Source organism: Pseudomonas sp. FW305-28 (genome assembly GCF_017351395.1).
GTDB lineage: Bacteria > Pseudomonadota > Gammaproteobacteria > Pseudomonadales > Pseudomonadaceae > Aquipseudomonas > Aquipseudomonas fluorescens_AA.
Genome location: NZ_JACNDD010000062.1, coordinates 1 through 13,791, shown reverse-complemented (window position 1 = coordinate 13,791; position 13,791 = coordinate 1). Strand labels below are relative to the sequence as shown.

The following is a 13,791-nucleotide window of genomic DNA, read 5'->3' as shown; positions in this document are numbered from 1 at the left end:
CATCCTTTGCGAACGACTTAGTTAGTTTAGTTACAAACAGACAAAGCTATAGAAATCCGCGGTAAAACAGAAGTTCAGCCCGTTTCACACAATTTTCACGTTTTTCTTACAGTTCGAAGCTTCGCACAACGCCAGACGAATGCCATAGCAGCGGTAGGATTTTTCTCAAATGTATCGGGTCTGCACTAGTCCAGAATTGCGTTTCATGGGGCGCCCCCTCTGCCAGCCACCCACGTTCGGCCAACAGGCGCTGAAGTTGCCGGGCCACGGCGGCGCCGGTGTCGATCAGGCTGATGTGCCTTGGGATCATGTCCTTGAGCAAAGGCTTGAGGAATGGATAGTGGGTGCAGCCCAGGATCAGCGTATCGCAGCCGGCTGCAAGCAACGGCTCGACGTAGTGTTGCAACAGTTGATGCAGGGCCTGGCTGTGCAGGTCCCCCGCTTCGATCAACTCGACCAGGCCCGGGCACGGCTGGGTGATGACGCGCACATCGGTGGCGAAACGGTCGAGCAAGGCGGCGAATTTGGCGCTTTGCAAGGTGCCGGTGGTCGCCAGCACCCCGACGATACCGCTGCGGGTTGCGGCGGCCGCCGGTTTGACCGCCGGCTCCATGCCGACGATCGGCCAGCGAGGAAAATCGCGTCGCAGATCGGCGACCGCGGCCACCGTTGCGGTGTTGCAGGCGACCACCAACGCCTTGGCGCCCTGACTGAAGAGAAAGTCGGCAATGATCGTGCTGCGCTGTCGGATGTATTCCGGGCTCTTCTCGCCGTAGGGAATGTGCCCACAGTCAGCCACGTACAGCAGCGACTCATTGGGCAGCAACTGACGGATCTCGCCCAGCACCGACAGCCCGCCGACGCCCGAGTCCAGCACGCCCACCGGTGCGTCATTCATGCGAGCCACCACAGACACTGCACCCCGGGTCGCGCTTGACCCGCAATTCGCGGAAACGCGTGCCCAGGGCGTCGATCAGCAATAGTCGTCCCACCAGCGGCTCGCCGAAACCGACCAACAACTTCAAGGCCTCAAGGGCTTGCAGACTGCCCACCAACCCCACCAGCGGCCCGATCACACCGGCTTCGCTGCAGGTCAGCTCGGCTTCGCTACCGTGGCCGTAGAGGCAGTGGTAGCAAGGGCTTTCAGGGCGGCGCGGATCGAACACCGACAACTGCCCTTCCAGGCGAATCGCCGCGCCGCTGACCAGCGGTTTACCCGCCGCGACACAGGCTGCGTTCACCGCTTCGCGGGTCGAGAAATTGTCCGAGCAGTCGAGCACCACATCCACCGCCGCGACTGCTGCGGCCAGGCTGTCTTCGTCCATGGCGGCCCGGTGAGGCACCAACCGAACCTCGGGGTTGATCGCTCCCAGGCGCCGCATCGCCGAATCGACCTTGCTCAGGCCGACGCTGTCGGTGTCGTGAATGACCTGGCGTTGCAGGTTGGTCAGATCGACGCTGTCGAAATCCGCCAGGTGCATCTCGCCCACGCCAGCCGCGGCCAGGTACAACGCCACCGGAGCGCCGAGCCCGCCGAGGCCGATGATCAACACGCGGCTTTGCTTGAGACGCAATTGGCCGTCGATGTCGACATGCTGCAACAGTATCTGCCGGCTGTAGCGCAACAGCTCCTGATCGTTCAGCACGGCAGGCACCCCAGGCTGATACGCTCATGGCCGCCCAGGTCCTTGCGGCTGTGGACGTCAACAAACCCTTGGGCGCTCAGCAAGTCGCGCACTGCCTCGGCCTGGTCGTAACCATGCTCGAGCATCAGCCAGCCGCCCGGTTCGAGGTGCACCGGCGCCTGGGCCACGATCTGGCGCAGATCATCCAGCCCGTCCGGCCCGGCCACCAAGGCACTGGCCGGTTCGAAACGCACGTCGCCCTCGGCCAGGTGCGGATCGCTGGCCGCGATGTACGGCGGGTTGCTGATGATCAACTGGAAACGCTCGCCTTCCAAAGCGCTGAACCAATGGCTGCTCAACACCGTGACATTACGCAGGTCCAGGCGCTGGCGATTGCGTTCGGCCAGGGCCACGGCCTCCAGCACCCGGTCGACCGCCGTGACGTTCCAGGCCGCACGCTCACTGGCCAATGCCAGGGCAATCGCGCCGCTGCCGGTGCCCAGGTCCAGGACCCGGGCCGGTGTCGCGGGCAGCAAGGCCAGTGCGGTTTCCACCAGCAGTTCGGTGTCGGGACGCGGGATCAGCGTATGGGGCGCAACTTCCAGGTCGAGTTTCCAGAAACCCTGTTGCCCAAGGATGTAGGCCACCGGCTCGCCGGAGCGACGGCGACGCAGGTATTCGGAGAACAGCAACGCCGCCTCGCTGGGCACGATCCGCTCGGGCCAGGTGTGCAGGAAGCTGCGGGACTTGCCCAGGGCAGCGGCCAGCAACAACTCGACATCCAGCCGTGGCGTGGGCGAATCCGGCAGCTCGGCGGCGCGTAACAGACTGGCGATGATGGTCATTTATTCACCTGTGCTTACTCGCCAATCGCCGCCAACTGGTCGGCCTGGTATTCGGCCAGCAACGGCTCGATGACCGCATCGACACCACCGGCCAGGATCTCGTCCAGGGAATACAGGGTCAGGTTGACGCGATGGTCGGTGACCCGGCCCTGGGCGAAGTTGTAGGTGCGGATCCGTTCGGAACGATCGCCCGAACCCACCAGCAATTTGCGTTCGCTGGCGATGGCATTGGCAGCGGCGCTGGTTTGCTGGTCGTTGAGCTTGGCCGACAACCAGGCCATGGCCCGCGCACGGTTCTTGTGCTGGGAACGCTCTTCCTGGCACTCGACCACGATGCCCGAGGGCAAGTGCGTAATGCGGATCGCCGAGTCGGTCTTGTTGACGTGCTGGCCGCCCGCGCCGGAGGAACGGTACGTGTCGACCCGCAGGTCCGCCGGGTTGATCTCGATGGCTTCCTGCTCGTCCGGCTCGGGCAATACCGCCACGGTGCAGGCCGAGGTGTGGATGCGCCCCTGGGACTCGGTGGCCGGCACGCGCTGCACGCGGTGGGCGCCGGATTCGAACTTCAGCTTGCCGTAGACATTGTCGCCTTCGACCCGGGCGATGACTTCTTTATAGCCGCCGTGCTCGCCTTCGTTCTCCGACAGGATCTCCACCCGCCAACCGCGACGCTCGGCATAACGCGAATACATGCGGAACAGGTCGCCGGAAAAAATCGCCGCTTCGTCGCCGCCGGTGCCGGCACGGATCTCGAGGAACACGTTGCGCCCGTCGTTCGGGTCCTTGGGCAGCAGCATGCGCTGCAGGTTGCTTTCCAGTTCGAGCAACTGTTCCTTGGCTTCGCGCACTTCCTCCACGGCCATTTCGCGCATGTCCGGGTCGCTGTCCTTGAGCAGCGCCTGGGCGCCTTCGAGGTCGCCCTGCACTTTAAGCAGCTGTTTATAGGTGGCGACAATCGGCTCGACTTCCGCGTATTCCTTGGAATAGGTGCGGAATTTGTTCTGGTCGGCAATGACTTCGCCATCGCCCAGCAAGGCGGTCAATTCTTCGAAACGGTCCTGGAGGATGTCCAGTTTGTTGAGCAGTGACGCTTTCATTGCGGTTTTTTATCCGAAAAGCTATCCGGTGAGCCCTCACCGAGGGCAAAGAGTTCCTGGGCCATGGCCAGCGCATCGAGGCGGCCTTCGGCTGTCAGCTTCTTGAGCTGGACACTGGGGGCGTGGAGCAGCTTGTTGGTCAGGCCGCGGGCCAGTTGCACCAGCACCTCTTCGGCACTGCCGCCGTTGGCCAGCAGGCGCTGGGCCTTTTGCAGCTCCTCGTCGCGCAGGCGTTCGCTCTGTTGACGATAGGCCTTGAGCACATCCACCGCCGCCAGCTCGCGCAGGCGCACCATGAAGTCCTCGGCGCCGACGCCGATCATCTCTTCCGCCGCCTGGGCTGCGCCCTGCCGGCTCTTGAGGTTCTCGGCCACCACCTCGTGCAGGTCGTCGACGCTATAGAGGTAAACGTCGTCCAGCTCGCCGACTTCTGGCTCGATGTCCCGGGGAACGGCGATGTCCACCATGAAAATCGGCTTGTGCTTGCGCAGCTTCAGGGCACTTTCCACGGCGCCCTTGCCGAGGATCGGCAACTGGCTGGCGGTGGAACTGATGACGATGTCGCTGTGCACCAGCTCAGCGGGAATGTCCGACAGCAGCACCGCATGGGCACCGAACTGTTCGGCCAGGGTGCTGGCCCGTTCCAGGGTCCGGTTGGCAACGACGATGCGTTTCACACCCAGGTCGTGGAGATGGCGAGCGACCAGGGTGATGGTCTCGCCGGCGCCGATCAGCAGCGCCTGGCTGCGTTGCAAATCACTGAAAATCTGTTTCGCCAGGCTGACGGCGGCGAACGCCACCGACACCGGGTTCTCGCCGATGGCGGTGTCGGTGCGCACCTGCTTGGCGGCATTAAAGGTGGCCTGGAACAAGCGCCCCAGCAGCGGGCCGACGGTGCCAGCCTCGCGGGCCACGGCGTAGGCCGACTTCATCTGGCCGAGAATCTGCGGCTCGCCCAGCACCAGCGAGTCGAGCCCCGAGGCGACGCGCATCATGTGACGAACGGCCGCATCGTCTTCGTGCACATAAGCACTGGCGCGCAGCTCTTCAAGGCTCAGGTTGTGATATTCGGCCAGCCAGCGCAGCACTGAATCGGCCGAAACGTGATCCTGTTCTATATAAAGCTCACTGCGATTGCAGGTGGAGAGGATCGCAGCTTCGCGGCTGTCGGTGAGTCGGCAGAGCTGCTGCAGGGCCTCAACCAGCTGCTCAGGCGTAAAGGCCACGCGCTCGCGGACGTCTACTGAAGCAGTCTTGTGGTTAATACCGAGTGCAAGGAAGGCCATTCAAGGTCGCTGATGGTGACGTGAAGCCGGCAATTGTCCTACTTCGTCAGATTCAGAACAACCACTCGATCTCTATCGCCTTGCCCTGGGTTGTAAATCGACGGGGCGGTTATGTTTGACCCAACGCTTGTGTCATGATGATCCGACCGCAGGTTAGTCGTCCTCTTCCTATATGAATAGATCTTCCGCGTTGCTCCTCGCCCTTGCCTTGCTCAGCGGCTGCCAGTCCATGGCCCCCGTTTCGACAGACGGTACGCCGCCAGTCGAAGACAGTGTGCAGGCCCCTGAAAAACCCAAGGTCTATGGCTCGTTCAGCGAAGAAACCATCTTCAGCCTGTTGAGCGCCGAACTGGCAGGCCAGCGCAATCGCTTCGACATTGCGCTGGACAACTACGTGACCCAGGCCATCAATACCCAGGACCCGGGCATCTCCGAACGGGCATTTCGCATTGCCGAATACCTGGGCGCCGACCAGCCCGCGCTGGATACCGCGCTGATCTGGGCCAGGAATGCCCCCGATGACCTGGAAGCGCAGCGCGCCGCCGCCGTGCAACTGGCCCGGGCCGGGCGTTACGACGACTCCATGGTCTATATGGAGAAAGTCCTGCTGGGCAAGGGCGACACCCATTTCGACTTCCTGGCGCTGTCGGCCGCCGACACCGACCAGGAAACCCGCAACGGCCTGATGAAAAGCTTCGATCGCCTGTTGCAGCGCCACCCGAATAACGGCCAGCTGATTTTCGGCAAGGCCCTGCTGCTGCAACAGGATGGCGACACCCAGGGCGCCCTCACCCTGCTGGAAGACAACCCGCCGGAAGCCGGCGAAGTGGCGCCGATCCTGCTGCGCGCCCGCCTGCTGCAAGGCTTGAACCGCGGCGACGAGGCCTTGCCGCTGCTGGAAAAAAGCATCAAGAAGTACCCGGACGACAAACGCCTGCGCCTCACCTACGCCCGCATGCTGGTGGAAAACAACCGCATGGACGACGCCAAGGTGGAGTTCTCCAGCCTGGTCCAGCAATACCCGGAAGACGACGAGCTGCGCTATTCCCTGGCGCTGGTCTGCCTGGAAGCCAAGGCTTGGGAAGAGGCCAAGGGTTACCTGGAAGACCTGATCGCCCGGGAAAGTCATGTCGACTCGGCCCATTTGAACCTGGGTCGCATCGCCGAAGAACGCAACGACCCCGAGAGCGCACTGATCGAGTACGCCCAGGTCGGCCCGGGCAACGACTATCTGCCGGCGCAGTTGCGCCAGGCCGATATCCTGATCAGCAATGGCAAGACCGCCGATGCCCAGAGCCGCCTCGCGGTACAACGCGACTCCCAGCCGGACTACGGCATCCAGCTGTACCTGATCGAAGCCGAAACCCTGTCGGCCAACAATCAGGGCGACAAGGCCTGGAACGTACTGCAGCAAGCCTTGAAGCAGTACCCGGACGATCTGAACCTGTTGTATACCCGCGCCATGCTGGCGGAAAAACGCAATGACCTGGCCCAGATGGAAAAGGACCTGCGCCTGATCATCCAGCGTGACCCGGACAACGCCATGGCCCTCAATGCCCTGGGCTACACCTTGTCGGATCGCACCACCCGCTATGACGAAGCCAAGCTGCTGATCGAACAGGCCCACCAGATCAATCCGGAAGACCCGGCGGTACTCGACAGCCTTGGCTGGGTGAATTTCCGCCTGGGCAATCTCGACGAAGCCGAACGCCTGTTGCGCCAGGCCCTGGAGCGCTTTCCCGACCAGGAAGTCGCCGCTCACCTGGGCGAGGTCCTGTGGGCCAACGGCAAACAACGCGAAGCCCGGCAGATCTGGAGCCGATTCCTCAAGGATCAGCCGGACAGCCCTATCCTGCGCAGCACCATCAAACGCCTGACCGGATCCGAGACCCTTTAAGATTATGTTTTTGCGCCATCTCATCGTTTTCAGCTTCATTGCCTTGCTCGCCGGTTGTGCGGGCTTCGGCGCCCGTGAATCCGTCCAGGGCCAGGGCAACCAGGCCCAGTGGCGCGAGCACAAGCAACAACTGAGCGGCCTCGACGGCTGGCAGATCGACGGCAAGATCGGCATCCGCGCCCCGAAAGACTCGGGCAGCGGCACGCTGTTCTGGCTGCAACGCCAGGACTACTACGACATTCGCCTGTCGGGCCCACTGGGGCGCGGCGCGGCCCGCCTGACTGGCCGGCCGGGCCAGGTTTCCCTGGAAGTCGCCAATCAGGGACGCTACGAGGCCCCGAGCCCCGAAGCGCTGCTGGAAGAGCAACTGGGCTGGAAACTGCCGGTTTCCCACCTGACCTGGTGGGTCCGCGGGCTGCCAGCGCCGGACAGTAAAAGTCGCCTGACCCTCGATGCCGACAGCCGCCTGTCCAACCTGGAACAGGATGACTGGCAGATCGAATACCTCAGCTATGCCCAGCAGAACGGCTACTGGCTGCCAGAACGCATCAAGTTGCACGGCAGCGACCTCGACGTCACGCTGGTGATCAAGCAATGGCAGCCGCGCAAGCTGGGGCAATGACATGACCGCTGCACGCCTGACCCTGCCCTCCCCGGCCAAGCTCAACCTGATGCTGCACATCCTCGGCCGTCGTCCGGACGGCTACCACGAGTTGCAGACGATCTTCCAGTTCCTGGACTACGGCGACGACATCACCTTCGCCGTGCGCGACGACGGCGTGATTCATCTGCACACCGAGTTCGAAGGCGTGCCCCACGACAGCAACCTGATCGTCAAGGCCGCGAAACAACTCCAGGCGCAATCCGGTTGTACGCTGGGCATCGATATCTGGATCGAAAAAATCCTGCCCATGGGCGGCGGCATCGGTGGCGGCAGCTCGAATGCAGCGACGACTTTGTTGGGCCTCAACCATTTGTGGCAGCTTGGCTGGGACATCGATCGCCTGGCTGCCCTGGGCCTGACGCTGGGCGCCGACGTGCCGGTTTTCGTGCGTGGCCACGCCGCTTTCGCCGAGGGCGTCGGGGAAAAACTCACCCCAGTGGAACCCGAGGAACCCTGGTACTTGGTGCTGGTGCCGCAAGTATCTGTAAGTACAGCAGAAATTTTTTCAGATCCACTGTTGACACGTAACTCTCCTCCCATTAAAGTGCGCCCCGTTCCCAAGGGAAACAGTCGAAATGACTGCTTACCGGTGGTAGCAAGGCGTTATCCAGATGTTCGTAACGCTTTGAATTTGTTAGGTAAATTTACCGAAGCAAAACTCACCGGAACTGGAAGTTGTGTGTTTGGGGGCTTCCCAAGCAAAGCTGAAGCTGATAAAGTCTCGGCCCTTCTTACAGAGACCCTTACAGGGTTTGTAGCAAAAGGAAGCAACGTTTCGATGTTGCATCGCAAGCTGCAAGACCTGCTCTAAAAGGAATCGAGTGCTGGGCACTCGCAGCAACAGATACAGGGGCGTCGCCAAGCGGTAAGGCAGCAGGTTTTGATCCTGCCATGCGTTGGTTCGAATCCAGCCGCCCCTGCCATTTTCCTATACTCATCCAGGTATACCCTCAGCCTTCAGGTACTGCGCGTGTCCAAGATGATGGTCTTTACGGGGAACGCCAACCCCGATCTGGCTCGGCGTGTCGTACGTCAGCTGCATATCCCTCTCGGTGACATTTCTGTCGGTAAATTTTCCGACGGCGAAATCACTGCCGAGATCAATGAAAACGTTCGCGGTAAAGACGTCTTCATTATTCAGCCGACTTGCGCTCCGACCAACGATAACCTGATGGAACTCGTCGTGATGGCTGATGCCTTCCGCCGTTCCTCGGCTACTCGTATCACTGCTGTTATTCCTTACTTTGGTTATGCCCGTCAGGATCGCCGTCCGCGTTCCGCACGTGTGGCCATCAGCGCGAAAGTCGTGGCTGATATGCTCACCGTAGTCGGCATCGACCGTGTCCTCACGGTTGATCTGCATGCTGACCAGATTCAGGGTTTCTTCGATATTCCCGTGGATAACATCTACGGCTCCCCCGTCCTGGTGGATGATATTGAAGACCAGCGCTTCGAAAACCTGATGATCGTGTCCCCGGACATTGGCGGCGTCGTGCGTGCACGGGCTGTTGCCAAATCCCTGGGCGTGGATCTGGGTATCATCGACAAACGCCGTGAGAAAGCCAATCACTCCGAAGTGATGCATATCATCGGCGACGTCGAAGGGCGCACCTGTATCCTGGTCGATGACATGGTCGATACCGCCGGCACCCTGTGCCACGCGGCCAAGGCCCTGAAAGAGCATGGCGCTGCCAAGGTCTTTGCCTACTGCACACACCCTGTGCTGTCCGGTCGGGCAATCGAGAACATTGAAAATTCCGTGCTGGACGAGCTGGTGGTGACCAATACCATTCCGCTGTCCGCTGCAGCACAAGCCTGTGCGCGTATCCGTCAACTGGATATCGCACCGGTGGTTGCCGAAGCGGTTCGCCGCATCAGCAATGAAGAATCGATCAGCGCGATGTTCCGCTAAGGGCCCTGCCCTTCCCAGGACATCTCGTTGACGAAAAGCGCCCCGCCCCGACATCACCTGTCGGGGCGGGGCTTTTTTGCCCATACCGTGCCTGACGCTGGTCGCAAACGTCACTCGGTCATGGCTATTTTGGAGATACAACATGAACGATTTTACTCTGAATGCTGAAGTGCGTTCCGACCTGGGGAAAGGTGCGAGCCGCCGCCTGCGTCGTCTCGCAAGCCTGGTTCCAGCTGTAGTCTACGGTGGCGACAAAGCCCCTGAGTCCATCAGCATGCTGGCCAAAGAAGTTGCCAAACTGCTCGAAAACGAAGCGGCCTACAGCCACATCATCGAGCTGAACGTTGGCGGCACCAAGCAAAACGTCGTGATCAAAGCCCTGCAGCGTCACCCGGCCAAAGGCCACGTGATGCACGCTGACTTCGTCCGCGTTGTTGCCGGTCAGAAGCTGACTGCTGTTGTTCCAGTGCACTTCATCAACGAAGCTGCTCCGGTCAAGAAAGGCGGCGAGATCTCGCACGTGACTTCCGAGCTGGAAGTTTCCTGCCTGCCGAAAGACCTGCCTGAATTCATCGAAGTCGACCTGGCTGACGCCGAAGTTGGCACGATCATTCACCTGTCCGACCTCAAGGCTCCTAAAGGCGTTGAGTTTGTTGCTCTGGCACACGGCGATGACAAGGCTGTTGCCAACGTCCACGCTCCACGTGTTGCTCCAGAAGCCACTGAAGAAGGCGCTGCAGAGTAATTTCACTCTGTCGCCGGAGTGACCGGAAACATCGCGGACTGGAACGTAGCGAGACAGCGGGCGAGAACGCGAAGTTTACTCAACGGTAAATCCGCCATTTTCGTCCACTGTCGCAACACCGCCTGATTGCGACATTGTTATCCACACTCCAGGAAGGGCCCCTATCGTGACTGCCATTAAACTGATCGTTGGCCTGGGAAATCCAGGCGCTGAATACGAACAGACCCGGCATAACGCAGGGGCCCTTTTTGTTGAGCGCATCGCGCACGCACAAGGCGTCAGCCTCGCGGCCGATCGCAAGTATTTCGGCCTGACCGGGCGCTTCTCGCACCAGGGTCAGGATGTTCGCCTGTTGATCCCCACCACCTACATGAACCGCAGCGGCCAGGCCGTGGCGGCATTGGCCGGTTTCTTTCGCATCAAGCCTGAAGAAATCCTGGTGGCCCACGACGAACTCGACCTGCCTCCGGGCGTTGCCAAGCTCAAGCAAGGCGGCGGCCATGGCGGTCACAACGGGTTGCGCGACATCATCGCGCAACTGGGTAATCAGAATACCTTTCACCGCCTGCGGCTTGGCATCGGCCACCCGGGCGTTGCCAGTATGGTTTCTAACTTTGTCCTGGGTCGTGCGCCTCGCGCCGAACAGGAAAAACTCGATGCCAGCATCGACTTTGCCCTCGGCGTGCTGCCGGATATCCTCGCCGGTGAATGGAACCGCGCGATGAAAAACCTGCACAGCCAGAAGGCCTGACACTTATCCGAGGGGAAACACCATGGGATTCAATTGCGGCATCGTCGGCCTGCCTAACGTCGGCAAGTCCACCCTGTTCAACGCCCTGACCAAATCCGGTATCGCGGCCGAGAACTTCCCCTTCTGCACCATCGAGCCGAACAGCGGCATCGTGCCGATGCCCGATCCGCGCCTGGAAGCCTTGGCGGCTATCGTCAACCCCAAGCGCATCCTGCCGACCACCATGGAATTCGTCGACATCGCAGGCCTGGTGGCTGGCGCGTCGAAAGGCGAAGGCCTGGGCAACAAGTTCCTGGCCAACATCCGTGAAACCGATGCCATCGCCCACGTGGTGCGCTGCTTCGAAGACGAGAACGTGATTCACGTCTCCAACAGCGTCGACCCGAAGCGCGACATCGAAATCATCGACCTGGAACTGATTTTCGCCGACCTCGACAGCTGCGAAAAACAACTGCAGAAAGTTGCCCGCAACGCCAAGGGCGGCGACAAGGACGCGGTCGTCCAGAAAGGCCTGCTGGAACAATTGATCGCCCACTTCACCGAAGGCAAGCCTGCACGCAGCCTGATGAAGAACATGAGCACCGACGAGAAGCTGGTGATCAAGGGCTTCCACCTGTTGACCACCAAACCGGTCATGTACATCGCCAACGTCGCTGAAGACGGTTTCGAGAACAACCCGCACCTGGATGTGGTCAAGGCCATTGCCGAAGAAGAAGGCGCCATGGTCGTTCCGGTCTGCAACAAGATCGAAGCGGAAATCGCCGAGCTGGACGACGGTGAAGAGAAAGACATGTTCCTCGAGGCCCTGGGCCTGGAAGAGCCTGGCCTGAACCGCGTGATCCGCGCCGGCTACGAGATGCTCCACCTGCAGACCTACTTCACCGCCGGTGTCGAAGAAGTGCGCGCCTGGACCGTCCGCGTGGGTGCCACCGCACCGCAAGCCGCCGGTGTGATCCACACTGACTTCGAAAAAGGCTTCATCCGCGCCGAAGTCATCGCCTACTCGGATTTCATCCAGTACAAGGGTGAAGCGGGCGCCAAGGAAGCCGGCAAGTGGCGTCTGGAAGGCAAGGAATACATCGTCAAGGATGGCGACGTGATGCACTTCCGCTTTAACGTCTAACCCGCCACGCCGCTCCACGCAGTATCCAAAAAGCCCCGTTATCGCCCCGCGATGCGGGGCTTTTGCGTTGGAGCATCTCGTTGCAATTCAGAACCGTCCGATATCAATCCGTCGCCCGCCTCCGCCTGGGCTTCGTTTGCTTGAATAACTGGCCTGCCCAAATAACGTGTAACGGCCCATTCGCAGGCGTGCTCAAATGACCAGCCGCCGGTTTGCCGTCCCATCAGTTTGTGTCACAGGCAGCGGGTTATTCATCAGTGTCACATGATAAAGGAAGCATCATGGCAAACCCCTACCGCGAACTTTTCTCCGCCCCGGGCGCCATCGGGCTAGTGATTACGAGCGCCATTGCCCGTCTGCCACAGGCAATGATCGGCATTGGCATCATCACCATGTTGGTGCAGCAGACAGGACTTTATTGGCTGGCAGGCGCGGTCGCCGGTACTTACACCCTGGCGACTGCGCTTATCGGTCCGCAAGTATCGAAACTTGTCGACCGGCGGGGGCAACGCCAGGTTCTACCGCCTTTGGCGGCCTTCAGCACCAGTATGCTGCTCGCGCTGATCATTGCCGTGTATATGAGCGCTCCGGTCACATTACTGTTCATTCTCGCGGCATTGGCGGGCACGATGCCAAGCATGCCCGCCATGATAAGGGCACGCTGGATACAACTTTTCCGTGGCAAGCCACAGCTACACACAGCCTTTTCCCTGGATACCGTTATAACTGAACTGGCCTTTGTCATCGGCCCACCACTTGCCATTGGTTTGAGCATCAGTTTTTTCGCCCAAGCCGGGCCCCTTGCTGCGGTCTTGTTGTTGATAGTCGGCGTGACGGCGTTTCTCATGCAGCGGCAGACGGAACCGAAGGTGGTCGTGGGCACGGCGAGGAGTACAGGGTCGGCCTTGCTTATCCCCGGCGTTCCTACCATCGTGCTGGCACTGTTGGCGATGGGCGTCATTGGAGGATCCGTTGACGTGGCGGTTGTCGCCTTCGCCAACGCACAGGGCTGGCCGGCGTCTGCCAGCTTCATCCTGGCAACCTATGCCCTCGGCTCACTGATCGCTGGCCTGACGTTCGGCGCCTTAAGGGCTTCCATGCCGATTGATCAGCAGTTTTTTATCGGCTCGCTGGTAACGGCGGTCACTGCTGTGTTGCCCATTCTTTCACCGAACGTCTATGTCCTTTCCGGAATGCTATTTTTGGCAGGCATGTCGTTTGCGCCAACGATGGTCATCATCATGAATCTCGGTACGATGATTGTTCCGCCTTCCAGGATCACCGAAGGGTTTACGTGGATGTCGACCGGCGTCAGCATCGGCGTAGCGCTCGGCGGCGTATTGGCGGGCTTGGTCATCGACGCCTGTGGCGCCCAGACAGGGTTCGGCGTCGCGATTGTCGCGGGCCTGGCCATGGTGCTGATAGTGTTTGCAGGGCTGCGTACACTGCGCGCTTCGTCTGCAACTGGTCACGAAATCACCTTCCAGTGAGGTGCATGACTGGACTTGATGCATGCCTCGATTTCCAGAATCCATTCAGTGTGGCCGCCACTCGGTGCCTCGCTAGGGCTCGGCATGCCCTCACTCCGGCATTTATGTAACTGAACCACCGTCATCGCGAGCAAGCTCGCTCCCACACTGGATCGGGAACGATCTACAGATTTGCGGCCACTGCAAATCCCTGTGGGAGCAAAGCTTGCTCGCGATAGCAGTGGATCAGCTTGCATCTGCGTTGAATGTACCCTCGCCTTCGCGAGCAAGCTCACACGCATTGGGTCGCTGACGATCTACAGATTTTCGGCCACTGCAAATCCCTGTGGGAGCAAAGCTTGCTCGCGATAGCAGTG

13 protein-coding genes and 1 tRNA gene are annotated in these 13,791 nt (G+C 60.6%); 9 read left to right on the top strand and 5 right to left on the bottom strand.

The window, feature by feature from the left end; genetic code table 11:
- Nucleotides 1–106: 106 nt before the first annotated feature.
- The 5 genes from murI to hemA are packed head-to-tail and all read right to left on the bottom strand — an operon-like array spanning nt 107 to nt 4,853.
- Entirely contained in the window at nt 107–898 is a 792-nt protein-coding gene (gene murI, locus J4E53_RS15925) for a glutamate racemase (protein WP_103309093.1), read from the bottom strand.
- Nucleotides 891–1,646, bottom strand: coding sequence for a molybdopterin-synthase adenylyltransferase MoeB (locus J4E53_RS15920; RefSeq protein WP_060743134.1), 756 nt, complete (start codon nt 1,644–1,646; stop codon nt 891–893). Before J4E53_RS15920 ends, murI begins: the two co-directional genes overlap by 8 nt.
- Nucleotides 1,640–2,470 (bottom strand): peptide chain release factor N(5)-glutamine methyltransferase, encoded by an 831-nt coding sequence (prmC, locus tag J4E53_RS15915; protein ID WP_103309091.1) that lies wholly within the window; start codon nt 2,468–2,470, stop codon nt 1,640–1,642. The genes J4E53_RS15920 and prmC overlap by 7 nt, the downstream gene beginning before the upstream one ends.
- Before the next feature lie 14 nt (nt 2,471–2,484).
- Nucleotides 2,485–3,567 carry a peptide chain release factor 1 gene (gene prfA / locus J4E53_RS15910; protein ID WP_060740653.1) on the bottom strand — a complete coding sequence of 361 codons (1,083 nt, stop codon included), beginning with the start codon at nt 3,565–3,567 and terminating at the stop codon, nt 2,485–2,487.
- A complete protein-coding gene (hemA, locus tag J4E53_RS15905) occupies nt 3,564–4,853 on the bottom strand; it encodes a glutamyl-tRNA reductase (protein WP_092172160.1) in 1,290 nt (429 codons plus the stop codon). Before hemA ends, prfA begins: the two co-directional genes overlap by 4 nt.
- A 172-nt stretch (nt 4,854–5,025) precedes the next feature.
- On the opposite strand from hemA, the gene J4E53_RS15900 reads away from it, so the two are divergent.
- The 9 genes from J4E53_RS15900 (at nt 5,026) to J4E53_RS15860 (ending at nt 13,435) form a co-directional block, all read left to right on the top strand.
- A complete protein-coding gene (locus J4E53_RS15900; RefSeq protein ID WP_060740651.1) occupies nt 5,026–6,750 on the top strand; it encodes a tetratricopeptide repeat protein in 1,725 nt (574 codons plus the stop codon).
- A gap of 4 nt (nt 6,751–6,754) precedes the next feature.
- Nucleotides 6,755–7,372 carry a lipoprotein insertase outer membrane protein LolB gene (lolB, locus tag J4E53_RS15895; protein ID WP_060740650.1) on the top strand — a complete coding sequence of 206 codons (618 nt, stop codon included), beginning with the start codon at nt 6,755–6,757 and terminating at the stop codon, nt 7,370–7,372.
- Between the two features lies 1 nt (nt 7,373).
- Nucleotides 7,374–8,225 (top strand): 4-(cytidine 5'-diphospho)-2-C-methyl-D-erythritol kinase, encoded by an 852-nt coding sequence (ispE, locus tag J4E53_RS15890; RefSeq protein WP_103309089.1) that lies wholly within the window; start codon nt 7,374–7,376, stop codon nt 8,223–8,225.
- A 37-nt stretch (nt 8,226–8,262) separates the two neighbouring features.
- A tRNA-Gln gene (locus J4E53_RS15885) sits at nt 8,263–8,337 on the top strand.
- Between the two features lie 47 nt (nt 8,338–8,384).
- Nucleotides 8,385–9,326: a ribose-phosphate pyrophosphokinase gene (locus tag J4E53_RS15880; protein ID WP_003171603.1), complete on the top strand. Its 942-nt coding sequence runs from the start codon at nt 8,385–8,387 to the stop codon at nt 9,324–9,326.
- A gap of 142 nt (nt 9,327–9,468) precedes the next feature.
- Entirely contained in the window at nt 9,469–10,071 is a 603-nt protein-coding gene (locus J4E53_RS15875; protein ID WP_060740648.1) for a 50S ribosomal protein L25/general stress protein Ctc, read from the top strand.
- A gap of 166 nt (nt 10,072–10,237) precedes the next feature.
- The gene (gene pth / locus J4E53_RS15870; protein ID WP_003185374.1) at nt 10,238–10,822 is read left to right on the top strand and encodes an aminoacyl-tRNA hydrolase; all 585 of its coding nucleotides are present in this window, start codon (nt 10,238–10,240) and stop codon (nt 10,820–10,822) included.
- Nucleotides 10,823–10,844: 22 nt separating this feature from the next.
- On the top strand, nt 10,845–11,945 hold the full coding sequence (gene ychF / locus J4E53_RS15865; protein ID WP_060740647.1) for a redox-regulated ATPase YchF: 1,101 nt from the start codon (nt 10,845–10,847) through the stop codon (nt 11,943–11,945).
- Between the two features lie 281 nt (nt 11,946–12,226).
- A complete protein-coding gene (locus J4E53_RS15860; protein WP_103309087.1) occupies nt 12,227–13,435 on the top strand; it encodes an MFS transporter in 1,209 nt (402 codons plus the stop codon).
- Nucleotides 13,436–13,791 lie beyond the last annotated feature (356 nt).

What these genes read in the sequence shown, in the direction of transcription:
- murI (WP_103309093.1), bottom strand. Translation starts at nt 898, where the DNA reads ATGAATGACGCACCGGTGGGCGTGCTGGACTCGGGCGTCGGCGGGCTG.
- prmC (WP_103309091.1), bottom strand. Translation starts at nt 2,470, where the DNA reads ATGACCATCATCGCCAGTCTGTTACGCGCCGCCGAGCTGCCGGATTCG.
- prfA (WP_060740653.1), bottom strand. Translation starts at nt 3,567, where the DNA reads ATGAAAGCGTCACTGCTCAACAAACTGGACATCCTCCAGGACCGTTTC.
- hemA (WP_092172160.1), bottom strand. Translation starts at nt 4,853, where the DNA reads ATGGCCTTCCTTGCACTCGGTATTAACCACAAGACTGCTTCAGTAGAC.
- J4E53_RS15900 (WP_060740651.1), top strand. Translation starts at nt 5,026, where the DNA reads ATGAATAGATCTTCCGCGTTGCTCCTCGCCCTTGCCTTGCTCAGCGGC.
- lolB (WP_060740650.1), top strand. Translation starts at nt 6,755, where the DNA reads ATGTTTTTGCGCCATCTCATCGTTTTCAGCTTCATTGCCTTGCTCGCC.
- ispE (WP_103309089.1), top strand. Translation starts at nt 7,374, where the DNA reads ATGACCGCTGCACGCCTGACCCTGCCCTCCCCGGCCAAGCTCAACCTG.
- J4E53_RS15875 (WP_060740648.1), top strand. Translation starts at nt 9,469, where the DNA reads ATGAACGATTTTACTCTGAATGCTGAAGTGCGTTCCGACCTGGGGAAA.
- ychF (WP_060740647.1), top strand. Translation starts at nt 10,845, where the DNA reads ATGGGATTCAATTGCGGCATCGTCGGCCTGCCTAACGTCGGCAAGTCC.
- J4E53_RS15860 (WP_103309087.1), top strand. Translation starts at nt 12,227, where the DNA reads ATGGCAAACCCCTACCGCGAACTTTTCTCCGCCCCGGGCGCCATCGGG.